This is a genomic window from Mesorhizobium onobrychidis (assembly GCF_024707545.1).
In the GTDB taxonomy this organism is placed as follows: Bacteria; Pseudomonadota; Alphaproteobacteria; order Rhizobiales; family Rhizobiaceae; genus Mesorhizobium; species Mesorhizobium onobrychidis.
This window is the reverse complement of the sequence record NZ_CP062229.1, coordinates 42646-66196: the sequence shown is the minus strand read 5'-3', so window position 1 is coordinate 66196 and position 23551 is coordinate 42646. Positions and strand designations below refer to the sequence as shown.

Here is a 23551-nt window from a genome sequence, read left to right as displayed (position 1 = left end):
CCTCTTTGCGATAGCTGTCAGCGGACAATCTAGATCATTTAACGCCTATGAAAACCGCGACAGGCCGGCCATGTCGCCGCACATGGGCTTTTCCCATTAAAAAAGCCGGGCTGAACCCGGCTTTTTCAAGGAATGAATCGATTACAATTGCGTTATTGCGCGGGAGCAGCAGGCGCCGCAGGGGCGGCCGGTGCTTCACCCTCTGCCGGCTTGGCGGGCGCTGCACCCTCTGCGGGCGCAGCCGCCGAAGCGCCAGGTGTCGGCAGCGGCTTCGGACTGTCCGACAGCGTGCGCAGATAGGCGATGACGTTGGCGCGGTCCTCGTCCTTCGGCAGGCCGGCAAAGCCCATCGCCGTGCCCTTCACGAGCTTCTTCGGCGAGAGGAGGAAATGGTTGAGGTTGTCGTAGGTCCACTTCTCGGCGCCGCCCTTGGAAAACTCCTTCATGCCGGCCGAATAGGCGAAGCCCGCATGCTCGGCGACGGGACGGTCGATGAGGTCCCACAGATCAGGGCCGACCTTGTTCGGCCCGCCCTTCTCGCCGGTGTGGCAGGCCTGGCACTTCTTGAACACGGCGGCGCCGGCCTCGACATTGGCGTTGGCCAGAAGCTCGGCGATCGGCTTGGCTTCGGCAGCGGGGGCTGCCGGGCCGCCCTCGGCAGGCTCCTCGGTCGCCTCGATGGCGAAGCCGGGTTTTTCCGGTGCGGGGGAGGCGAACAGCGCGTCGGATATGATGCCGACCGAGAAGACGACGAACACGGTTCCGAGCAGGCCGCCGATCAGCTTGTTGATTTCGAAAGAGTCCATACGCCCCAGGCTCCCTTTTCCGGCGGACCGATCCGTCCACTCCGTCCGTCGGTAATCGTGAACCACCCCGCGAGGCGGTCAAATCGGGCGGAAACTAGGTCTTTTGCTCTGGCGTTGCAACACCTATAAGGGCGCTTCCAGTGAGACCTTTTGCCACTTTTCCCTTCCTCTTTTTCGGACGCTTCATCACCCGATGTCCACGCTCATTCTCATCCCGGCCCGCATGGCATCGACCCGCCTGCCGGGCAAGCCGCTGGCCGACATCGCCGGCGTCCCGATGATCGTCCATGTCGCCCGCCGCGCCGCCGCGGCCGGGCTCGGCCGGGTGGTGGTCGCCACCGATACTGAAAGCGTGGCGGAGGCGGTGCGCACGCACGGTTTCGAGGCGGTGATGACGCGCGTCGGCCACGAATCGGGTTCCGACCGCATCTTCGAGGCGCTGGCCACGCTGGATCCCGGGCGCAAGGTCGAAACGATCGTCAACGTGCAAGGCGACCTGCCGACCATCGATCCCGACATCATCAATGCTGCGCTGAGGCCTTTCGAGGATGCGACGGTGGACATCGCCACGCTCGGCATCGAGATCGTGCGCGACGAGGAAAAGACCAATCCGAATGTCGTCAAGATCGTCGGCTCGCCGCTGTCGGAGACACGGCTGCGGGCGCTCTACTTCACCCGCGCCACGGCACCCTGGGGCGAGGGGCCGCTCTATCACCACATCGGCCTTTATGCCTATCGCCGCTCAGCGCTCGAACGCTTCGTCGCGCTGAAGCCGTCGCCGCTGGAACGGCGCGAGAAGCTCGAGCAGTTGCGGGCGCTGGAGGCCGGTATGCGCATCGATGCCGAGATCGTAAAGTCGGCGCCGTTCGGCGTCGACACGCCGGACGATCTCGAACGCGCCAGAACCGTCCTTTCAACCTGAGATATTTGGACACCTGAGACATTTGGCATGCCTGAAAAAACCAACAGAATAGCCTTCCAGGGCGAGCCGGGCGCCAATTCCGACACTGCCTGCCGCAACATGTTCCCTGATATGGAGCCGTTGCCGTGCCCGACCTTCGAGGATGCTTTCAATGCGGTCGAGACCGGCAAAGCCGACCTCGCCATGATCCCGATCGAGAACACGATTGCCGGGCGCGTCGCCGACATCCACCACCTCCTGCCGGAATCGAAGCTGCACATCGTTGGCGAATATTTCCTGTCGATCCATTTCCAGCTGATGGTTCTGCCCGGAGTCAGGCGCGACGAGATCAGGACCGTGCACAGCCACATCCATGCGCTCGGCCAGTGCCGCAAATATATCCGCAAGAACGGCTGGAAGCCGGTGGTCGCCGGCGACACGGCGGGCGCCGCCAAGCTGGTCTCCGAGCTGAAGGACCGCACCATGGCGGCGCTGGCGCCGGCCTTGGCCGCGACGCTCTACGGGCTCGACATCATCGAGCAGAATGTCGAGGACACCGACAGCAACGTCACCCGCTTCGTCGTGCTGACCAGGAACAGGCAGTGGGCGGAACGTCCCTCGGCCGACACCAGGATGATGACGACGTTCATCTTCCGCGTCCGCAACGTGCCGGCCGCGCTCTACAAGGCGATGGGCGGCTTTGCCACCAACGGCATCAACATGACCAAGCTCGAGAGCTACCAGCTCGGCGCATTCACGGCGACCCTGTTTTACGCCGATATCGAGGGCCATCCCGACGATCCGCTGGTAAAACTGGCGCTTGACGAGCTTGCCTTCTTCTCGCGCGAAATGCGGATCCTTGGCGTCTATCCGGCCAGCCAGTCGCGCGAGCAATGGAAGGTGGCGGATTAGCTCAGCGCCTTGCCAGGTGACGGGCGCCGGGCGACATTGCTGCGATGTGGCTCCTGAAACTGATGCTCGCAGTCGCTGGATTGTATGCGGTGATTGTCGCCGTCGTGTATGTGCTTCAGTCCTGGCTGATCTTTCCGGCCGGTCTTGCGGCTTTCGGACCCGATCTGCCGGCCGGGGCCCGCCATGTCGAACTGGCGACGGAGGACGGCGAGCGCGTCGTTCTGGTGCGCCTGCCGGCAAGGCAGACGCCGGCCGCGCCGCGCCCGCTCCTGCTGGGATTCGCCGGCAATGCCTGGAACGCCGACGCGCTTGCCCTCATGCTGCACCAGCTATTCCCCGAAAATGAGGTCGCTGCGCTGCATTATCGCGGCTATGCGCCGAGCAGCGGAAGCCCGTCGGCCACCGCCCTGTTCGAGGACGCCCAACGCGCCCATGACCACCTGGCCACCGATGCCAAAGCCGGCATCGTCGCCATCGGCCTTAGCGTCGGCGCTGCGGTTGCGGTCGATCTGGCGACGGCCCGGCCGTTGCGCGGCATCGTCATGGTTACGCCCTTCGATTCGCTGAGAGAACTCGCCGCTCACCACTATCCCTGGCTGCCGGTTCGCCTCTTGCTGCGGCACCGCATGGAGGCGGCCGGATCTCTGCGTGACCTCGATGTGCCCACGGCCGTAATCACCGCCGAAAACGACACCATCGTTCCTGCCGCACGTTCGGCACCTCTGCGCGAGGCTGCCCGTGATCTGCGCAGCCACATCGCCATAGCGGCTGGCCACAACGACCTCTATGGTCATCCCGATTTCGCCGGAGCGCTACGCGCCTCCGTTGCAGCGGTCACGCGCGATTGACGAGCAGTTCCCAGATGTCGGAATTCCGGCTCGACATTCGTCCTTTGGTTGCCACAATCGAAGAAGGGAGACGACGAGATGAGGAAACTGATCTCAACCGACGACGTCACGCACGATGGCGTCATGCAATCATCCGGAGCCTTCCAATGACCCCCACCATCACCGCCTTTGAACGGTCGCCCGATCGCGGAAGGGGACTGGCGCGTGACATGCGCGTTCGCTGGGCGCTCGAAGAAGTCGGCCAGCCCTACAAGGTTCGTCTTGTTTCGTTCAAAGCGATGAACGAACCCGCGCATCGAGCACTCCATCCTTTCGGGCAGATTCCGACCTATGAGGAAGGCGATCTCGCCCTGTTCGAGTCGGGGGCAATCGTGTTCTATATCGCCGAGCGCCATGGTGGCCTGCTGCCAGACGATGGGAATGCGCGGGCGCGCGCGATCTCATGGATGTTTGCCGCGCTCAACACGGTGGAGCCGCCGATCCTTGAGCGCCAAACCGCCGTGCTCCTGGAGCGCGACGAGACCTGGCACGAACAGCGCCTGCCTATGGTCGAGGATCGCATCCGTGACCGGCTGGGCGAACTTTCCGGTCGCCTGGGCGATGCCGACTGGCTCGATGGTGCGTTCAGCGCGGGGGACCTGATGATGGTGCACGTGCTGCTAAGGTTGAGCGGGTCGGGTATACTGGACGAATATCCGAACCTCTCCGCCTATGTCGCCCGCGGCCAAGCCCGGCCGGCCTACAAGCGTGCTTTCGCCGCTCAACTGGCGGTTTTCACTGGCAAGTCACCGACCGGCTGATGAGGGCTGCTCTCGGTCGAACTTGCTCGAATGATTGATGCTAGCTCAGCGGCGCGTAGTCGATCTCCAAAAACGCCTCGATCTCTGGGATCCAGCGGTCGCGGACGAAGGCGACGTGGTCGGGATGGTCGTTGTAGCGGGAATAGGCGGCCTGGTCGGCGAACTCCATCGAGAAGCCGAAACGAAAATCGTTCTTCGGGCTGACCTGACGCAGCTGCTCGAACTTTTCGACGCCCGGTATCGCCGCCAGTATTTTCGCGTCGACGAGGAATTTTGCCTCCTCGGCCGAGCTGTCTTTGTGCTTCAGCCTGAACACCACTGTGTGACGGATCATTTTGTCCCCCTATGAGTTTTACGCGCTGTCTGCCCAGGCGCGGATGAGATTATAGGCGATCGCCCCCTTCGGCGGCGTGATCAGGCCGCCCGGATGCTCGCGGGCCAGCATTAAGAGCACCTCGTTGCGAAAGAACCAGCGGCAGTCCTCCAGTTCGTTGAGGTCGGCCTGGATGTCGTCGTTGAGCGGTTCGCCGAAGCAGCCGATCATCAACGAATAGGGAAACGGCCAGGGCTGGCTGGCATGGTAGACAACGCGGCCAAGCCGGATGCCGGCTTCCTCCAGCGTTTCACGGCGCACCGCCGCCTCGATCGTCTCGCCGGGTTCGATGAAGCCGGCAAGCGCCGAATACATGCCGGGCGCGAAATGCCGGCCGCGGCCGAGCAGGCATTTTTCGCGCGTCGCCGTCAGCATGATCGCCACCGGGTCTGTGCGCGGAAAATGCTCGGTGGCGCAGGCCGGGCAAAGCCGCTTGTAGCCGCCGGCCCGCATTTCGGCTTCAGCGCCGCATTTGCTGCAGAAGCGGTGGCTGGCATGCCAGGCGAGCAGCGCTGCTCCTTGCGCCATCGCGCCGGCCGCCGCCTCGTCGATCAGCCCCTGCATATAGACCGAGCGATAGTCGATGGCCTTGATGGTTTCGGGCAGGTGTTCGGGGTCGATGCCGGCCGGCACCGCGAGCACCGGGCCGCTGTCGGAAAAACCGAGCAGGACGCCATGGTCGAGCGACAGCTCGAGCGGCTGGCTTTCCTCGGCGCCGAACCAGGGGTCGAAGCCGCCATCTTTGAGCTTGAGATAGAGCCGCCCGCCATGCATCAGCAAAAGCCTGGCTGAGGGATCGGCGAGTGCCTTTTCGACGGAATCGTCGGCGCGGTTTTCCGATTGCCGGTCGATCATGTTGCCGGCGAAGCCGACGAACTGGCTCGGCTCACGCAAGGGCGCGTCAAACAGGCGGAAGCTCATGGGGACTCAACTTCAGGATGGACACGGGACAGGCTTATAGCGCCGCCTTTATCTTCTGCGCAAACCGGCGGAGGTCCGACCGCTGGTAGGGCTCGCGCATGCCGTGCCCCCACACCGGGCCCGGCCAGCCGGGATCGCCTTCCGAGCGCGCGATGACATGGACATGCAACTGACGCACGATGTTGCCGAGTGCGCCGGTGTTGATCTTGGTGCAACCGGTCACCGTCTTCAGCGCCTGCGCCACCATGTTGGTCTCGAACGTCAGCATCGCCTGGTCGAGCGGCGTCAAATCGTGGATTTCCTCCGCGCCCGGCCGCTGCGGCACCAGAAGCAGCCACGGCCAGCGGCGGTCGTTCATCACCCGCAACTCGCACAGGCCGAGCCACATCAACTGCTCGCTGTCCGCCTCCAGACGAGCATCCAGCGTGAATCCGGCCTCGAGGCCCGGCAGCATCGGCGTTTCCTTCACTTTTGTAGTGTTTTTTAGACTTTTGAACGCTAGAGCGGCTGCCGGTGGCCCGCAAGAGGCGGCAAGCGAATCATTGCTTTGTGACGGCAGTTATGCTAACGGTTTGGCTATGGTGCTGATTTGCGCCAATGACCCGCCCCGAGGCGGGTTTTTTGTTTCAGCTTTCGGCGCCACTCCCGGCTGATTGATCCTGCGCCCTTGCATTTCATCGCCGAATTGCCGATATGGAAAGCGGGAGGTTGGTGGTGGACGGTCCACTCGCCAACCGGGTCAGGTCCGGAAGGAAGCAGCCCTAACGAGCCCGGAACGGGTCATTGTTCCAGCCTCCCACCTCTTCGCCTTTCTCCCGCGACATTGACGGCGCCAAGCCCTGCGGGCGAAACTATGCGCAGGAATCGGCCGCCTGCAGGCGCGGCCCTTGGAGCTTTACGGGCGAATGAGCGAAGCCGGAAATTCGGGAACGGAAAAGGCCGCCGCCTATCGCGTTCTGGCGCGCAAATACCGTCCTGCGAATTTCTCCGAACTGATCGGCCAGGAGCCGATGGTCCGCACCCTCACCAATGCTTTCGCCACCGGCCGGATAGCCCAAGCCTGGATGCTGACTGGCGTGCGCGGTGTCGGCAAGACGACGACGGCGCGCATCCTGGCGCGGGCGCTCAATTACAAGACCGCGACTGTCGACCAGCCTTCGGTCGATCTTGCCGTGCTGGGCGAGCATTGCCAGGCGATCATGGAAGGCCGCCATGTCGATGTCATTGAGATGGACGCCGCCTCGCACACTGGCATCGACGACATCAGAGACATCATCGAGCGCGTGCGTTACGCGCCGGTCTCGGCGCGCTACAAGGTCTACATCATCGACGAAGTGCACATGCTCTCGACCCAGGCCTTCAACGGCCTGCTGAAGACGCTGGAAGAGCCACCGCCGCACGTCAAATTCATCTTCGCCACCACCGAAATCCGAAAAGTTCCGATCACCGTCTTGTCGCGCTGCCAGCGCTTCGATCTCAGGCGGATCGATGCCGGCGCGCTGGTCGCGCATCTCTCCTCGATCGCCGGCAAAGAAGGCATTGCCGTCGACGACGACGCGCTGGCGATGATCGCCCGGGCGGCCGAAGGCTCGGCGCGCGATTCGCTGTCCATTCTCGACCAGGCGATCGCCCATGGCAGCGGCGCGGTCAGCGCCGAAGCGGTGCGCGCCATGCTCGGGCTGGCCGACCGCGCCCGTATCGTCGACCTGTTCGAACATGTGATGAAGGGCAATGTGGCGGCCGCTTTGGCCGAGTTCCGTAACCAGTACGATACCGGCGCCGATCCGGCCGCGGTGCTGACCGACCTTGCCGAGTTCAACCACCTCGTCACCCGGCTGCGCTTCGTACCGACGGCCCTCGATGACGCCTCGCTGTCGGAGGACGAGCGCCGGCGCGGCGCCGATTTCGCCAAGACGCTGTCGGTCAGGGTGTTGTCGCGGACCTGGCAGATGCTGTTGAAAGGCATTCCCGAGGTGCAGTCTTCCAACCGGCCGGTCAGTGCCGCCGAAATGGTGCTGATCAGGCTGGCGCACGCCGCCGACCTGCCGACGCTGGACGAGGCATTGAAATCGCTGGAGAGCGGAGCATCGGTGCCCAATGGCGCGCCACGTTCGAATGGTGCGCCCGCAAGCTCTGTCGTCGCAAATCCCGGCCCAGCAAATCCCGGAAATGGCGGCGCCAGCGCTGTGGCGCAGACGCGGATGCCGACGGCCAATGGCGGCGCGCAGACCATGCGGCTTGTCGAACCCGAGCCGATGCCTGCAGCCTTCGGTCCGGCGCCGGAGCCGGTCGCGGATGCGCCGGTGCCGGTGCCGGCGCCGGTGCCGGTGAAGTCGCTGGCCGACATCGTCGCCCTTGCCGATGCCCAGCGCGACATGGCCTTCAAGGTGCTGGTGAAGCGCTGCGTGCGCCTGGTGCGCATCGAGCCGGGCCGTATCGACGTCAGCCTGACCGATGACGCGCCGAAGATGCTGCTCAACGATCTGACCGCCAAATTGCGCGCCTGGACCGGCCGCAGCTGGCTGGTCTCGCTGTCAAAGGAAGAAGGCGGCCAGACGCTGGCCGAGATGGAATCAACCAAACGCGAAAACGCGCTCCTCGATGCCAAGAGCGACCCGACCGTCGCCGCCATCCTGGCGCGTTTTCCCGGCGCCAAGATCATCGACGTGCGCATTCCCGACGCACCGGAAACCGATGCGGTGGAGGCCGAGGTTCCGATCGAGCCGGCCACAGACGAAGACGAAACCTGATATCAATCGTAGAGGACCACGCGATGAAAGATCTTCTCGGCCTGATGGGCAAGGCGAAAGAAATGCAGGCCAAGTTCCAGGCCATGCAGGACGAGATCGCCACGTTGGAAGCCACCGGACAGGCCGGCGGCGGCCTGGTCAGCGTGACGCTGACCGGCAAATTCGAGATGAAGTCCCTGAAAATCGACCCGTCGCTGTTCAAGGAGGACGAGGTCGAGATTCTGGAGGATCTGCTTCTCGCTGCCCACAATGACGCCAGGGCCAAGGTCGAGCAGATGATGCAGGAAAAGACCCAAGCATTGACCGCAGGACTGCCGATACCGCCGGGAATGAAGCTGCCGTTCTAAGGTGTGTTATAGCTATGCCGATCGACTGAGCCCATTGCTCCAGCCTTGGGGAAGCCCCTCCTGTGGAGATCCTAAGATAGGATCCATGCCGTTATAGTGGCCATGGAGTGCCATGCCGCGATCCGGCGGTCGCTTGCTCCACCGTGTCCATTCGGCAACTCCGCACACTTAATAACGCTTTAGCCATCTTTTTGCCTGAAAGTGTCTCATTCTTGCCGCAACCAGGGGCGGGCTGGCGACAGAATTGAGGGGATATCTTTGATCGCGACCCGATGGAAGACGCCGTTGCTGCTCGGCGTCATCACCTCTCCGCTGTTTTTGGCAGCCTGCAGTCAGACCACGCACGGTCTGTCCGTGGCCAGCCTGACCGATACCGTCAGGTCCCGGCCCTACAGCCACACAGCGAAGGACAAGGAGTGCCTCCAGCGCGCGATGTTCTTCGAATCCAACCGGTCGAGCCGTGACGGGATGATTGCCGTCGGCACGGTGGTCATGAACCGGCTGCGCTCCGGCAAGCACGGCAACACCATCTGCCAGGTGGTCGGCGAGCGTGGCCAGTTCGCGCCGGGCGTGATGACACGGCGGATGAATTCGAAGGCGATGCCCGATGTCGAGGAAGCCGCCGAGGCGGTGCTCAAGGGCGAGCGCAAGGCCAAGCTGAAGAACTCGATGTTCTTTCACACCGCCGGCCTGCGTTTCCCCTACAAGAACATGCACTACACCATGGTCGCCGGCGGCAACGCCTTCTACGAAAAGCGCGGCCGGAACTGGAAACCGTTGCCGGACGAGCCCACGGTCGCCATGGCACAGTCCGCACCGCGGACTTCGGCGCGCGCCGCACCAGTGACGCTCGTGGCCTCCGCGGCGCCGGCCGCCAAGGCAGAATTCGCCAAGGCAACATCCACCAACGCAACCTATGTAACCGCGGTCGCATCGCAACCGGCGATCCCCAAGAAGGCGACGCCGGAGAAGGCGACCCTTGTGGCGATGCAACAGCCGATGCAGGAGCCGGACGCGGCCCGTTTCGGCGGCGCCGCCGGTGCGCGACCGGTCACGTCATTCCCGGCGGTGCCGGCTGAGCCGACCATGTCGTTTGAATCGACACCCGAGAACACCGACGCCATTGGCGCGATGATCGCCGGCGAGACACGGCCGCTGGAAGCGTACTGACGGCAGCAGCATCCCTGCGCGTGAACGGGCCGCACGCCGCTGGAGTGTTCCAAAGCGCGCGGAAAAATCCTAAACCGATGCGATGTCGAAGCGAATCGCCGGTCCCGAGATCGAACGCCTGATCCAGCTTCTGGCCAAGGTGCCGGGGCTTGGGCCCCGTTCGGCCAGGCGAGCAGCGCTTCACCTCATCAAGAAGAAGGAGCAGTTGCTGTCGCCTCTGGCCGCCGCCATGAGCGAGGCGGTCGACAAGGTGCGCATCTGCTCGACCTGCGGCAATGTCGATACATCCGACCCCTGCATGATCTGCACCGATCCGCGCCGCGACGCCGGCACGCTTATCGTCGTCGAGGACGTGGCCGACCTGTGGGCGCTGGAGCGGGCGGCCGCCATGAATGTCCGCTATCACGTGCTCGGCGGATCGTTGTCGCCGCTCGACGGCATCGGCCCCGAGCAGCTCAACATCCGCTCGCTGGTCGACCGTGTCGCCGGCGGCGAGGTCAAGGAGGTGATCCTTGCCGTCAATGCCACGGTCGAGGGCCAGACCACCGCGCATTATCTCACCGACCAATTGTCCGGCTTCGACATCAAGGTAACGCGGCTGGCGCATGGCGTGCCGGTCGGCGGCGAGCTCGACTATCTCGACGAAGGCACGCTGGCCGCCGCGCTGCGCTCGCGGACGGCGTTTTGAGGCGGGAGGGGTGCTCTTGAGATGATTGCATTCCGTCGTGCCCCCCTCTGTCCTGCCGGACATCTCCCCCACTTGGGGGGAGATCGGCTGTCATCGAAGGCTTCGCTTATCTTCAACGTTGAAGAGAAGGCGCGGTCAGTGCAGCTGCCAATCTCCCCCCTCGTGGGGGAGATGTCCGGCAGGACAGAGGGGGGCGCGACAGAACGCGGACTTTGCAGGCTGGCCGTCGCTTTTCTCCTCGTCGCACTGACTGCCTTCCTCCTCGCCACCCCCGCCTCAGCCACAAAAATCGACGACCAGTTCCACGCTTGGCTGCAAGCCGATCTCTGGCCCGAAGCCAACGCCAACGGCATCTCCAGAAAAACCTTCGACGCCGCCTTCGACGGCGTCAAACCGAACCTCAAACTGCCCGACCTGGTGATGCCGGGCAAAAAGGCGACGACGCCGCAGAAGCAGCATCAGGCGGAGTTCGGTTCGCCCGGCGCCTATTTTGCCGAAAAGACGGTTCGCGCCGTCACCGCTGGTGGCCGCACGCGCGCAGCGGCCAATGTCAGGACGATCGCCGCGATCGAGAAGCGCTACGGCGTGCCGGGCGAGGTGCTGCTGGCGATCTGGGGCCGCGAGAGCGGTTTTGGCGCGGCGAAGATGCCTTACGACGCCTTCGAAGTGCTGGGCACCAAGGCATTCATGGCGACCAGGAAGGACTTCTTTCGCACCGAGCTTATGGCAGCACTCGAGATCGTCGAGCGCGGGCTGGCCCCGGCTGGGGCGATGAAATCGTCATGGGCAGGCGCGCTTGGCCAGCCGCAGTTCATGCCGAGTTCGTTCCTCAGACATGCCGTCGATTTCGATGGCGACGGTCGGGCCGACATCTGGAACTCGGTGCCGGACACGCTGGCCTCGATCGCCAACTATCTCGTCCACTATGGCTGGGTGAAGGGCCGCGGCTGGGGCTTCGAGGTGACGGTGCCTGAAGCGGTCTCCTGCTCGCTCGAAGGTCCGGACCAGGGCAAGAGGATTTCCGAGTGGGCTGATATGGGCATCGAGCGCGTCGCGGCAAGACCGTTTGCGGCGCGCGAGTTGAGGGCCGAAGGCTTTCTTTTGATGCCGGCCGGGCGCAGCGGTCCAGCCTTCATCGTCACGCCCAATTTCTACGTGCTGAAGCAATACAACACCAGCGATCTCTACGCCCTGTTCATCGGCCACGGCGCCGACCGAATCGCCCATGGCGACAGCAATTTTTCAGGGCGTTGGGGCGCGGTCGGCGGGCTCCAGAGGTCGGATATCGCCGCCTTGCAGCGGGCGCTGGAGGCCGAGGGCTATGACGTCGGCAGCGCCGACGGCCTGCCCGGTTTCAAGACGCGCCGCTCGATCGGCAAATGGCAGGCCAGGGAAGGTCGCGCCGCCACCTGTTTTCCCAACGCCGACCTGGTCACCGCGTTGAAATAGCTGCACTCCGGGTTGTCGCTTCCGGCGGTGGTGGCTGCCTGATCTGGTCCAACAAACAGCTTTGCAAATGCTCGTTGCCGCGCTTGAAAGCGCCGGATATGGTGAGGCGGAACTGGATAAAAGTTGCCCAAGACAACCGGTTCAGGGGGCACCGTTGATTTGGCAAGAGAACGCCACAAGCCTGGGCTGGGAACTCAGGTCAACAAAAACAGGGAACAGTTAAAAATGATGATGGAAAAGTTTGCTCTACGCTCCCGCTTCTTGCTCGCGGGCGCAGCCATGTCCGCGCTGCTTCTGGCCGGTGCGCCTGCCCTTGCCGTCACGCCCGCCGACACGCTGGTCGAGGGTTTGGCGATCGACGACATCATCTCGATGGATCCGGGCGAGGCGTTCGAGTTCTCGACTGCAGAGGTCACCGGCAACACCTACGATCTTCTTGTCCGCCTCGATCTCAGCGATACGTCCAAGGTCAAGGGCGATCTCGCCGAAAGCTGGACTGTCTCCGACGACGGCCTGACCTACACCTTCAGGCTCAAGCCCGGCCTGAAATTTGCCTCGGGCAACCCGATCACCGCAGCTGATGTCGCCTATTCGTTCGAGCGCGCCATCAAGCTCGACAAGAGCCCGGCCTTCATCATCGGGCAGTTCGGCATCAATGGCGACAACGTCACTGAGAAGGCCAAGGCCGTCGATGACACGACGTTCCAGTTCACTGTCGACAAGGCCTATGCGCCGAGCTTCGTCTTGAACTGTCTGTCGGCAACGGTCGCCTCGGTCGTTGACGCCAAGCTGGTCAAGGAACATGTCGCCGCGGTGACGCCGAGTGCCGACTACAAATACGACAATGACTTCGGCAACGCCTGGCTGAAGACCGGCTATGCCGGCTCCGGCGCCTTCAAGCTGCGCGAATGGCGGGCCAACGAGGTCGTCGTCATGGAGCGCAACGACAATTATCACGGCGAAAAGGCCAAGCTTGCCCGCGTCATCTATCGCAACATGAAGGAAAGCTCGGGCCAGCGCCTGGCGCTGGAGGCCGGCGACATCGACGTTGCCCGCAATCTCGAGCCGAACGACCTCGACGCCATCGCCAAGAACGCCGATCTCACCACCACCAGCGCACCAAAGGGCACGGTCTTTTACATCAGCCTCAATCAGAAGAATCCGAACCTCGCCAAGCCCGAGGTTCGCCAGGCCTTTAAATATCTTGTCGACTACGATGCCTTGAGCTCGACTATCCTCAAGGGCATCGGCGAGATCCACCAGACCTTCCTGCCGAAAGGCGTGCTCGGGGAACTGGACGAGAATCCGTTCAAATTCGATGTCGCCAAGGCCAAGGAACTGCTTGCCAAGGCCGGCCTCGCCGACGGCTTCAGTGTCACCATGGACGTGCGCAGCAGACAGCCGGAGACAGGCATGGCCGAATCGATCCAGCAGACGCTGGGACAGGCCGGCATCAAGCTGGAGATTATCCCCGGCGACGGCAAGCAGACGCTGACCAAATACCGCGCCCGCAATCACGACATCTATATCGGCCAGTGGGGCCAGGACTATTTCGATCCGAACTCCAACGCCCAGACCTTTGCCAGCAACCCGGATAATTCGGATGAAGGCAAGACCAAGACGCTCGCCTGGCGCAACGCCTGGGACATTCCGGACTTGACCAAGGAAACGGAAGCGGCCCTGCTCGAGAAGGATTCGGCCAAGCGCGCCGCAATGTACCAGGATCTGCAGAAGAAGGTCCTCGAAACCAGTCCTTTCATCATCATCCACCAGCAGCTGGAAGTGGCCGGCCTGCGCAAGAACCTCAAGGGCTTTGCGCTCGGCCCGAGCTTCGACACCAATTTCGTCGGTCAGATCTCCAAGGAGTGATTCCCGCGGACGCGCCGCATGAGCACTGTTGAAAGCGAAGCGACGGCAGGGCGCGGTAGCGCCCGTGCTGTCGCTGTCGCGTCGTCGATCGCCCGCTTCCTGGTCATCGCGATAACCACCTATCTCGGTCTTCTCGCGGTGACCTTCTTCATCGGCCGGGTGATCCCCATTGACCCGGTGCTGGCGGTGCTCGGCGACCGGGCGCCGGCCAATGTCGTCGAGCGCACGCGCCGCGAGATGGGGCTCGACCTGCCGCTGATCGAACAGTTCTACATCTATGTGAAAAATGCCCTGAACGGCAATTTCGGTACCTCGGTGCTGACCACCAATCCGGTGATGACCGACATTCGCCGCGCCTTTCCGGCGACGATCGAGCTGGCGACGCTGGGAACGCTGATCGGTGCATTCCTTGGTGTGCCGCTCGGCGTGCTGGCTGCGGTCCGGCGCGGCAGCATCATCGACCAGATCGTGCGCATCATCGGCCTGGTCGGCTACTCCGTGCCGATCTTCTGGCTGGGACTGCTGGCGCTTGTGCTGTTCTATGCCAGGCTGCAATGGGTGGCTTTTCCCGGCCGCCTCGATATCGTCTACGAATACACCTTCACGCCGATCACCGGCTTCTATCTTCTGGATGCGCTGTGGCAGCGGCAGTGGGATGTGTTTCGCGACGCCTTTCGCCACATCATCCTGCCGGCCTCGCTGCTTGGCTATTTCTCGCTCGCCTACATCAGCCGGATGACCCGCTCGTTCATGCTGAACGAGCTTGCCCAGGAATATATCGTAGCGGCGCGCGCCAAGGGCCTGTCTGAGACGCGCATCATCTGGGGCCACGCATTGCGTAACGCGGCGGTGCCGATGGTCACCGTGATTGCGCTCTCCTATGCCGGCCTGCTCGAAGGCTCGGTGCTGACCGAGACCGTGTTCTCCTGGCCGGGTATCGGCCTCTACATCACCAATTCCCTGCAGAATGCCGACATGAACGCGGTGCTCGGCGGCACCATCGTCATCGGCTCGGTCTTCATCGGCATCAACCTCCTGTCCGATCTGCTCTACCGGGTGCTCGACCCAAGGACCAAGGTACGATGAGCGTTGAAGCGATACAAAGCCGTCGCGACTGGCTGCTCAGCGAGCGGCCGGCCTCGCGCATGCAGGCAAGGCTCGGCCGCGCCTATGTGGCGTGGCGGCGCTTTTCCGCCAACCGGCTGGCGTTTCTCGGTCTGCTCATCATCATCGCCCTGCTGGTGGTCGCAGCCCTTGCCGATGTGCTGGCGCCCTATTCGCCAACATTCGGCGACCTCAAGGGCTCGCGCCTGCTGGCGCCAAGTGCCGAGCACTGGTTCGGCACCGACGACCTCGGCCGCGACATCCTTTCGCGCGTCATCTTCGGTTCGCGATGGACGCTTTACGTCGTCATTCTCGTCGCCGTCATTGCCGCCCCTATCGGCCTGCTGGTCGGCACCGTCGCCGGCTATGCCGGCGGCTGGATCGATGCGATCCTGATGCGCATCACCGACATCTTTCTGGCCTTTCCGAAGCTGATCCTGGCGCTGGCCTTTGTCGCCGCACTTGGCCCCGGCATCGAGAATGCGGTGCTCGCCATCGCCATCACCTCGTGGCCGCCCTATGCGCGTATTGCGCGCGCCGAAACGCTCACCGTGCGCAATTCGGATTACATCAAGGCGGTGCAGTTAATGGGCGCCTCGCCGTTTCGCATCGTGCTTCGCCACATCATGCCGCTCTGCATCTCGTCGCTGATCATCAGGGTGACGCTAGACATGGCCGGCATCATCCTGACCGCCGCCGGTCTCGGCTTCCTCGGCCTCGGCGCGCAACCGCCGCTGCCGGAATGGGGCGCGATGATCGCTTCGGGCCGCCGCTTCGTGCTTGACCAATGGTGGGTGGCGGGTGCCCCGGGCTTTGCCATCCTCATCGTCAGCCTCGGCTTCAACCTGCTCGGCGACGGCCTGCGCGACGCGCTCGACCCCCGGAGTGGTGATCAATGAGCGGCGACCAATGAGCACGCTTCTCGACGTCGACGATCTGCGCGTCACCTTCCCGACGCGCACCGGCCGGATCGAGGCGGTGCGCGGCGTCTCGTTCTCGCTCGGCCGCGAACGGCTCGGCATCGTCGGCGAGAGCGGTTCCGGCAAGTCGCAGACCGGCCGCGCCATCATGGGCCTGACCCCGCCGCAGGCCGAGGTCACCGCCAGGAAACTTGCTTTCGACGGCATCGACCTGCTCGCCGCCTCGCCCCGCGAACGCCGGGCGCTGCGCGGCAAGCGCATCGCCATGATCCTGCAGGATCCGAAATATTCGCTCGATCCGGTGATGAGCATCGGCCGGCAGATCGTCGAGACGCTGCGCACGCATGAGAAGGTCGGCCAGGCCGAAGCCCGCGACCGCGCGCTTGCCATGCTGGAGGCCGTGCAGATCCGCGATCCGGCCCGTGTCTTCGACCTGCATCCGCACGAGGTGTCGGGCGGCATGGGCCAGCGCGCCATGATCGCCATGATGCTGATCGCCGGGCCGGAAATGATGATCGCCGACGAGCCAACCTCGGCGCTGGACGTCACCGTGCAACTTGACGTGCTCGGCATTCTCGACAGGCTGGTCAGCGAGCGCGGCATGGGGCTGATCTTCATCTCGCACGATCTGCGGCTGGTTTCCTCCTTCTGCGACCGGGTGATCGTCATGTATGCCGGCAAGGTGGTCGAGCAGCTCAAGGCATCGGAACTCGGCCGCGCCCAGCATCCCTATACGCGCGGCCTGCTCAACTGCATGCCCAAGATCGGCGCCGACCGTCACCCGCTGCCGGTACTCGACCGCAGGCCGGAGTGGGCGGCATGACATCAGCGCTTTCCGTCGACAGGCTGGAGGTGATCTTCGACCGGTTTCGCGCGCTGAAGGGCGTCAGCCTCGAAGTGCAATCCGGCGAATCCTTTGGCCTGGTCGGCGAATCCGGCTCCGGCAAATCCACGCTGCTCAGGGCAATCGCCGGTCTCGCGCCGGCCGCTTCGGGCAGCATCACCGTGAACGGGAAAAAACTCGGTGCGCGCCGCGACAAGGCCTTTTATCGCGAGGTGCAGATGGTCTTCCAGGATCCCTATGGCTCGCTGCATCCGCGCCAGACCGTCGACCGCCTGCTGCAGGAGCCGCTCGCCATCCACGGCTTTGCCGATGGTGAGAAGCGCATCCAACGGGCGCTGGATGAGGTTGGCCTCGGAACCGGCTTCCGCTTCCGTTATTCGCATCAATTGTCGGGCGGCCAGCGCCAGCGCGTGGCGATTGCGCGTGCCCTGATCCTCGAACCGTCGATCCTGCTGCTCGACGAGCCGACCTCGGCGCTCGACGCTTCGGTGCAGGCCGAAGTGCTCAACCTCTTGGAAGAGATCCGGCGGCGGCGCAAGCTGACCTTCCTGATGGTCAGCCACGACCTCGCCATCATCACCCATATGTGCGAGCGGCTGATGGTGATGCAGAACGGCGAGGCGGTGGAGCACCTCACCGCAGGCGACCTCATCGAGCGCCGCGTGACCAGGGATTATACGCGCAACCTGCTCAGGGCCAGCGAGGGGTTCGTGCGAACGTAACGTCTATCGTCTATCGCTTACGTCGCGTTCCCTCCCACCCCCCTCTGTCCTGCCGGACATCTCCCCCGCAAGGGGGGAGATTAAGCGCTCAGCCGCTTTCGCCAACTGTCATCGTTGCAGGAGTCAGCGAAGCGCCGAAGCTGCTGATCTCCCCCCTTGCGGGCAGGGCTGTCCGGGGAAAGTTATTCATATATGAAGGCCATCTGATTGGGAGAGGCTCGGTCTTTTGGTCGGCTTTGATTGACCGGTGGCGGCTTGTGGATGGTGTGCATTTTCCGCCGCCCGAACAAGTATTGAGCGACCAGTTCTGTGAACCTCAAGATTGGAATAGGGACGCGGCGGGTGCGCGCGACAATGCGCAGCAGCGCATAGGCGATCATTGCGGCAAAGAGTTGCAGGCGAATGGCATTGCCGTTGTTGCCGAGGAACTTGCGGATCTTGAGGTGCTGCTTGATCCATCGGAACAGAAGCTCGATTTGCCAGCGGCCTTTGTAGAGCCGTCCAATCTCGATGGCGGAGCGCTCCAGATCGTTGGTCAAAAGCGTGATGGTGTCGCCCTCTTCGCGCTGAACGCGCAGGCGACGCAGGCGCATCGGCAGCTTGCAAACGCCCTTGCTGACCAGGCTTACCTCACTGTCTTCCACAACCAGGAAGCCGTCGCCCTGCGGCTCGGCTATAGGGCGATCGCACACCAGCGCCAGCCCCATGTTGGCCTTGGGCCGCGTCACGAAGATCGATCCGGCTTCGGCGATCGCCGTCCACCAGCCATAATGGCAGTAGCCCTTGTCGAACACGTAGGTCGCTCCAGCTTCGATCGTGATCTGGCGGCCGACCTGGGCGTCGTTGACGTTGGCGTCGGTGATGTCGAGGACGCGCGGACAGTCGGCCTTCGGGTCATAGACGACATGCACCTTCATGCCGCGGATGCGCCCGTTCGACTTGGCCCAATCGCACAGTTTGCCGAGCGGAATGGGGGTCGAGTCGATCAGCCGCAGCATTTCTGTGCCCTCGCGCCGCGTCTGCCGGTCAAGCAGACCCGCCACCAGACCGAACGCCTCGGCAAAGATGGCGACCGGACGCCGTCTGTTGGCGTCCGACAAGGTCGAACGCATCAAGGGACCGCTGCCCAGGTGATAATGATGCTGGCTGTTGGCGTTCCAGCCGGCTTCCAGGCCACGCAAGCCGCTGCTGCCGCAGAACTGGGCATAGATCAGCGCCACCAGATGATCCCAGCTTCTGAACGATTTGTCGTACGCATCCCCGTCGTGGCGATCCACAATTGCTTGGAATTGACGCCGATCGATGGGTTCAAGAAGCTGCCCGAAGATGCTAGGTGCAAAGCGCATGCCCCGTTCCTTTTCTGAGTCTCGACAACCAGAGAGAAGACGGACAAAACCCGTTTTACGGGGCATGCACATGTGGCATTTCGATTCACTCAAAACTTTCCCCGGACAGCCCTGCCTTGCGGGGGAGATGGCCGGCAGGCCAGAGGGGGGTGGGAAGGATCACGACACCAACGGCAGGCCCAATCGCCCGCCGCCGGTGCCAACTTGAGGAAAACGTGAAATAAGGTCAGAACAGGTCTTAGCATACACCAAACGAGAACGGGCGCCGGCCTGGTGAGGGACATCATGAAGAATTCAGCCATTTCCGAACGCAAGAACCAGTCGATCTCGCGCGGCGTCGGCATGACCACGCAGATCTATGCCGACCGCGCCGAAAACTCGGAAATCTGGGATGTCGAAGGCCGCCGCTACATCGATTTCTCGTCCGGCATCGCCGTCGTCAACACCGGGCACCGTCATCCCAAGGTGATCGAGGCGGTCAAGGCGCAGCTCGACCGCTTCACCCATACCTGCCACCAGGTGGTGCCCTATGAGAGCTATGTCAGGCTGGCCGAACGGCTGAATGGCATGCTGCCCGGCAAGTTCGACAAGAAGACGATTTTCGTCACCACCGGCGCTGAGGCCGTGGAGAACGCCATCAAGATCGCCCGCAACGCCACCGGCCGGCCGGCGGTCATCGCCTTTGCCGGCGGCTTCCACGGCCGCACCTTCATGGGCATGGCGCTGACCGGCAAGGTCGTGCCCTACAAGGTCGGCTTCGGCGCCATGCCGGCCGATGTCTTCCACGCGCCGTTCCCGGTGGCGCTGCACGGGATCTCGGTCGCCGATTCGCTGGCCGCGCTCGACCGGCTGTTCAAGGCCGATGTCGATCCGGCCCGCGTCGCTGCCATCATCGTCGAGCCGGTACAGGGCGAGGGCGGCTTCTACGAGGCGCCGCGCGAGTTCATGACGGCGCTGCGCAAGATCTGCGACCAGCACGGCATGCTGTTGATCGCCGACGAGGTGCAGACCGGCTTTGCCCGCACCGGAAAGATGTTCGCCATGGATCATCACGAAGTGGCGCCCGACATCACCACCATGGCCAAGAGCCTGGCCGGCGGCTTCCCGCTGGCGGCGGTCACCGGCCGCGCCGAGATCATGGATGCGCCGAACCCAGGCGGGCTCGGCGGTACCTATGGCGGCAGCCCGATCGGCGTTGCCGCGGCGCATGCCGTGCTCGACGTGATCGAAGAGGAAAAGCTCTGCGACCGCGCCAACACGCTGGGCAACCGGCTGAAGCAGCGGCTGCAATCGATCCGCGACGACACGCCGGAGATCGTCGATATCAGAGGCCCCGGCTTCATGAACGCTGTCGAGTTCAACGAAGTGAAGAAGGGCCAGCCATCGGCCGAGATCGCCAATGCGGTCCGGCTGAAGGCGCTCGATAGGGGCCTGATCCTGCTCACCTGCGGCGTCTACGGCAATGTCATCCGCTTCCTGGCGCCGATCACAATCCAGGACGGCGTCATGAACGAAGCGCTCGACATCCTGGAAAGCTCGATCCGCGAGGTCCGCGCCACCTGAGCGGATCGGCTGCCCTTCTCCCCTTGTGGGAGAAGGTGGATCGGCGCGGAGCGCCGAGACGGAAGAGGGGTGTTGGACGGAGTGCGGTCGGTGCCAAGCTGGAACACCCCTCATCCGACCGAGCTTCGCTCGGCCACCTTCTCCCACAAGGGGAGAAGGGAAGGATCAGCGCAGAAAACCGCCGTTCGCCGGCATCACCTGAATACAAACATATCCTATTCAGCGGCGCGGACAGGCTCTTCCTGCTGAAAGGCGGCGAGCGCCGCCTTCAGCCCGTCCGGTCCCGCCGCAACCGTCTGCGGTGTCGGCGAGAATCCGGCGCCGAGCATCTTGCGGCCAAGCATGTGGTCGCCCGGCCGGTTGACCGATTCGATGCCGAGCAGACGATTTCCAGCATAGTGATAAATGGAGAATCTGTTCGCGTTGACATCGCCGAGCACGACGTGGCTGTCGCCGCCCGAAATCAGGCCGACCATCTGCAGCTTGATGTCGCCGATATCAGACCAGAACCACGGCACCGCCGCAAAGGCGTCCGCATGGCCGAGGATGGTGCGGGCGGCAAGACGTGCCTGGTCAGTGGCATTCTGCACCGATTCCAACCGCACATCGCCGCCGGTGAGCCAGTGCCGGTAGGAGGCGGCATCGCCGATGGCGAGGATTTCCGGCACCGACGTGCGCATCTGCTGGTCGACGCGGATGCCGTTGGCGATGGTGATACCTGCGGCTTGCGCCAGTTCGACATTCGGCACGACGCCGATGCCGATGATGACCATCTGCGCCGGCAGGCGCTCGCCGCTTGAGGTGACCGCGGCCGCGACACGGCCGCTCTCACCTTCGAGCCGCGCAATCGTGGTTCCGGTGAGGATGCGCACACCGGCGGCTTCCAGCCGCTGCCGCACGTGGCGCGCGATGACCGGCGCCACCGCCCGGCCAAGCAGCCGGTCGATCGCCTCGACCACGGTGACCTTGCGGCCGGCCGCCTTGAGCGTCGCGGCGATCTCCAGCCCGATGAAGCCGCCGCCGAGGATGACGGCAGCCTCGCTCTGAGCGCTCAATTCGCGGATCAGGCGCGCGTCGGCGAGCGAGCGCAGTGACACAACGCCTGAAAAATCCGAACCCGGCAGCGGCAGAATGCGCGGTCGCGAACCGGTCGCCAGGATCAGCCGGTCGAAAGGCAGCACGCCGCCACCTGATATCTCCAGCCTGCGTCCGCCGGCATCGATGCGATCGACGCGAATGCCCGGCCGGTAGTCGATCGCACTGCCGGTATAAAACGCCTCGCCGCGCAGCGGTTGCGGTTTGGCCTCTTGATCCTTGATGAAGGTCTTCGACAGCGGCGGCTTGTGGTAGGGCAGTTCGTTCTCGTCACTGGCGAGGATCACGGGTCCGTCGTAACCGTCCTCGCGCAGGCTGGCGGCGGCTTGCACGCCCGCATGACCCGCACCGACAATGACCACACCGTTCTTCATCGCAGCCCCAATTCCTTAATCCAAGTCTAGGACGTCTCGCCAAGTGGCGATTGTCTGACGCCGCCGCAAGACCGCCTTTGCGGGTCGCACCCGGACTGGCGGTCCGTCAATAGTGCAATTTATAACTACGGCTCGGCAAAATGCGGCTAAAGTTGACACTTGCAGTTTAGAATTATTCTAAACTATTGTTTCGATTGGCTTTTCTCTCTGAATTTGGTTGACTTCCGGTGCCTTCATCGCTTTATGGAAGCTTGCGCGTCAAGCGCATCCCTTTGATGTCTGGCCTTGAACCCTTTCGATTGGAGGCATTTCGATGTCTTTCTTCCGCAAACCGCGCTATGCCGCGGCCTGTTTCTCGCCCAATGGCATGGACCTGCCTTGGCGCCGATTGCCTGCCGACGCGCCTTTGGCGCCGGCATTTCACTGAATTCCGAGGAGATGACAGTCATGAGAGCGATGATCACGGCACGATATGGCAGGCTCGCCGCGATCGGCGCCACAGCGGCATTGACGGCGGCGATATTCGTGTTGCCGGCCAAGGCGGAAACCGATGCCAAAGCGGTCATCAAGACCTATTCGGAAATTGCGCTCGCCAAATATGAGGATTCGCTGACTACGGCCCAGGCGCTCGACAAGGCCGTCGATGCGCTGCTCGCCAAGCCTTCGGCGGAAACGCTGACTGCCGCCCGCGAGGCCTGGAGGGCGTCGCGGGTTCCCTATCAGCAGACCGAAGTCTACCGCTTCGGCAATGCCATCGTCGACGACTGGGAAGGCAAGGTGAATGCCTGGCCGCTGGACGAAGGCCTGATCGACTATGTCGCCGCCGGCTACGGCACCGAGTCCGACGCGAATGCGCTCTACACCGCCAATGTGATCGCCAACAAGTCGATCGAAATCGACGGCAAGAAGATCGACGCCAGCAATCTTACTCCGGAGTTCCTCTCCGGCACGCTGCAGGAGGCCGGCGGCATCGAGGCCAATGTGGCCACCGGCTATCACGCCATCGAATTCCTGCTGTGGGGTCAGGACCTGCACGGCACTGGTCCGGGCGCCGGCGAACGGCCCTACACGGACTACGATCTCGCCAACTGCACCGGCGGCAATTGCGATCGTCGCGCGCAGTACCTGAAGTCGGCGAGCGACCTTCTGGTTTCCGATCTGCAGGACATGGTCAACGACTGGAAGGAGGGCGGCGCCGCCCGCAAGAACCTTGTCGATGCCGAGCCGAAAACCGGCATCTCGACCATCCTCACCGGCATGGGCTCGCTGTCCTATGGCGAACTCGCCGGCGAGCGCATGAAGCTCGGCCTGCTGCTGCACGACCCGGAAGAGGAGCACGACTGCTTCTCCGACAACACCTACGACTCGCATCTCTACGATGCCGTCGGCATTCGCGCCGCCTACCGTGGCAGCTACACGCGCCTCGACGGCACCGTCGTCGAAGGCCCCTCGGTATCCGACATGGTCAAGGAGGCCGATCCGGCGATCGACAAGGAACTGTCGGACAAGCTGGATGTCACCGTCGCCAAGATGGAAGCCATCAAGGCGCGGGCGCTTGGCGGCGAGGCCTATGACCAGCAGATCGGCGAAGGCAACACGGAAGGCAATGCCACCGTGCAGGCGGCGATCGACGCGCTGGTCGACCAGACCAAATCGATCGAACGCGCCGTCGGCACCCTGAAACTCAATGCCATCGCCTTCGAGGGCTCCGACAGCCTCGATGCACCAGACAAAGTGTTCCAGTAAGGC

22 protein-coding genes and 1 other RNA gene are annotated in these 23551 nt (G+C 63.5%); 17 read left to right on the top strand and 6 right to left on the bottom strand.

From position 1 onward, the window contains the following. Window positions 1-152 precede the first annotated feature (152 nt). Window positions 153-806 carry a c-type cytochrome gene (locus tag IHQ72_RS00320; protein WP_258120636.1) on the bottom strand — a complete coding sequence of 218 codons (654 nt, stop codon included), beginning with the start codon at window positions 804-806 and terminating at the stop codon, window positions 153-155. Window positions 807-999: 193 nt separating this feature from the next. Here IHQ72_RS00320 and IHQ72_RS00315 point away from each other — a divergent pair, with 193 nt between their 5' ends. The 4 genes from IHQ72_RS00315 (at window position 1000) to IHQ72_RS00300 (ending at window position 4267) form a co-directional block, all read left to right on the top strand. Next, complete coding sequence (locus IHQ72_RS00315) at window positions 1000-1728, top strand: 3-deoxy-manno-octulosonate cytidylyltransferase (RefSeq protein ID WP_258120635.1); 729 nt, start codon at window positions 1000-1002, stop codon at window positions 1726-1728. A gap of 27 nt (window positions 1729-1755) precedes the next feature. Continuing rightward, window positions 1756-2619: a prephenate dehydratase gene (locus IHQ72_RS00310; RefSeq protein ID WP_258120634.1), complete on the top strand. Its 864-nt coding sequence runs from the start codon at window positions 1756-1758 to the stop codon at window positions 2617-2619. Between the two features lie 44 nt (window positions 2620-2663). After that, the gene (locus IHQ72_RS00305; protein WP_258120633.1) at window positions 2664-3467 is read left to right on the top strand and encodes an alpha/beta hydrolase; all 804 of its coding nucleotides are present in this window, start codon (window positions 2664-2666) and stop codon (window positions 3465-3467) included. Window positions 3468-3613: 146 nt separating this feature from the next. Then, the gene (locus tag IHQ72_RS00300; protein WP_258123680.1) at window positions 3614-4267 is read left to right on the top strand and encodes a glutathione S-transferase family protein; all 654 of its coding nucleotides are present in this window, start codon (window positions 3614-3616) and stop codon (window positions 4265-4267) included. A 40-nt stretch (window positions 4268-4307) separates the two neighbouring features. Here the strand turns inward: IHQ72_RS00300 and IHQ72_RS00295 are convergent, their stop codons facing one another. From IHQ72_RS00295 to IHQ72_RS00285, 3 genes are read right to left on the bottom strand one after another with little or no spacing between them, the layout of a single operon-like run. Then, window positions 4308-4601: a Dabb family protein gene (locus IHQ72_RS00295; RefSeq protein ID WP_065005914.1), complete on the bottom strand. Its 294-nt coding sequence runs from the start codon at window positions 4599-4601 to the stop codon at window positions 4308-4310. Window positions 4602-4619: 18 nt separating this feature from the next. After that, window positions 4620-5561, bottom strand: a complete 942-nt coding sequence (gene nudC / locus IHQ72_RS00290) for an NAD(+) diphosphatase (RefSeq protein WP_258120632.1) — start codon at window positions 5559-5561, stop codon at window positions 4620-4622. A gap of 34 nt (window positions 5562-5595) precedes the next feature. After that, a complete protein-coding gene (locus IHQ72_RS00285; RefSeq protein ID WP_258120631.1) occupies window positions 5596-6015 on the bottom strand; it encodes an HIT family protein in 420 nt (139 codons plus the stop codon). Between the two features lie 249 nt (window positions 6016-6264). Here IHQ72_RS00285 and ffs point away from each other — a divergent pair. From ffs to IHQ72_RS00230, 11 genes are all read left to right on the top strand, one after another. Beyond that, window positions 6265-6361: signal recognition particle sRNA small type (gene ffs, locus IHQ72_RS00280), an RNA gene on the top strand. Between the two features lie 105 nt (window positions 6362-6466). Beyond that, the gene (locus IHQ72_RS00275; protein ID WP_258120630.1) at window positions 6467-8311 is read left to right on the top strand and encodes a DNA polymerase III subunit gamma/tau; all 1845 of its coding nucleotides are present in this window, start codon (window positions 6467-6469) and stop codon (window positions 8309-8311) included. Between the two features lie 23 nt (window positions 8312-8334). Then, on the top strand, window positions 8335-8658 hold the full coding sequence (locus IHQ72_RS00270) for a YbaB/EbfC family nucleoid-associated protein (RefSeq protein ID WP_023802083.1): 324 nt from the start codon (window positions 8335-8337) through the stop codon (window positions 8656-8658). Window positions 8659-8916: 258 nt separating this feature from the next. Then, entirely contained in the window at window positions 8917-9828 is a 912-nt protein-coding gene (locus IHQ72_RS00265) for a cell wall hydrolase (protein ID WP_258120629.1), read from the top strand. Window positions 9829-9910: 82 nt separating this feature from the next. Beyond that, window positions 9911-10516, top strand: a complete 606-nt coding sequence (recR, locus tag IHQ72_RS00260) for a recombination mediator RecR (protein WP_023802085.1) — start codon at window positions 9911-9913, stop codon at window positions 10514-10516. Between the two features lie 171 nt (window positions 10517-10687). Next, window positions 10688-11965, top strand: coding sequence for a lytic murein transglycosylase (locus tag IHQ72_RS00255; RefSeq protein WP_258120628.1), 1278 nt, complete (start codon window positions 10688-10690; stop codon window positions 11963-11965). Between the two features lie 225 nt (window positions 11966-12190). Further along, window positions 12191-13834 (top strand): ABC transporter substrate-binding protein, encoded by a 1644-nt coding sequence (locus IHQ72_RS00250; protein ID WP_258120627.1) that lies wholly within the window; start codon window positions 12191-12193, stop codon window positions 13832-13834. A gap of 18 nt (window positions 13835-13852) precedes the next feature. Then, window positions 13853-14920 (top strand): ABC transporter permease, encoded by a 1068-nt coding sequence (locus IHQ72_RS00245; protein WP_258120626.1) that lies wholly within the window; start codon window positions 13853-13855, stop codon window positions 14918-14920. Further along, complete coding sequence (gene nikC / locus IHQ72_RS00240; protein WP_258120625.1) at window positions 14917-15837, top strand: nickel transporter permease; 921 nt, start codon at window positions 14917-14919, stop codon at window positions 15835-15837. The genes IHQ72_RS00245 and nikC overlap by 4 nt, the downstream gene beginning before the upstream one ends. Before the next feature lie 10 nt (window positions 15838-15847). After that, on the top strand, window positions 15848-16681 hold the full coding sequence (locus IHQ72_RS00235; protein ID WP_258120624.1) for an ABC transporter ATP-binding protein: 834 nt from the start codon (window positions 15848-15850) through the stop codon (window positions 16679-16681). Beyond that, a complete protein-coding gene (locus IHQ72_RS00230; RefSeq protein ID WP_258120623.1) occupies window positions 16678-17424 on the top strand; it encodes an ABC transporter ATP-binding protein in 747 nt (248 codons plus the stop codon). Before IHQ72_RS00235 ends, IHQ72_RS00230 begins: the two co-directional genes overlap by 4 nt. A 182-nt stretch (window positions 17425-17606) precedes the next feature. Here the strand turns inward: IHQ72_RS00230 and IHQ72_RS00225 are convergent, their stop codons facing one another. Then, entirely contained in the window at window positions 17607-18770 is a 1164-nt protein-coding gene (locus IHQ72_RS00225) for an IS4 family transposase (protein ID WP_258117380.1), read from the bottom strand. Between the two features lie 285 nt (window positions 18771-19055). Here IHQ72_RS00225 and IHQ72_RS00220 point away from each other — a divergent pair, with 285 nt between their 5' ends. After that, window positions 19056-20333: a 4-aminobutyrate--2-oxoglutarate transaminase gene (locus IHQ72_RS00220; RefSeq protein ID WP_258120622.1), complete on the top strand. Its 1278-nt coding sequence runs from the start codon at window positions 19056-19058 to the stop codon at window positions 20331-20333. 215 nt (window positions 20334-20548) lie between these two features. Here IHQ72_RS00220 and IHQ72_RS00215 read toward each other — a convergent pair whose 3' ends face one another. Then, window positions 20549-21802, bottom strand: a complete 1254-nt coding sequence (locus IHQ72_RS00215) for an NAD(P)/FAD-dependent oxidoreductase (RefSeq protein WP_258120621.1) — start codon at window positions 21800-21802, stop codon at window positions 20549-20551. A 456-nt stretch (window positions 21803-22258) separates the two neighbouring features. Between IHQ72_RS00215 and IHQ72_RS00210 the strand changes: the two genes are divergently transcribed. After that, entirely contained in the window at window positions 22259-23548 is a 1290-nt protein-coding gene (locus IHQ72_RS00210) for an imelysin family protein (RefSeq protein ID WP_258124071.1), read from the top strand. The last annotated feature ends 3 nt before the right edge of the window (window positions 23549-23551 follow it).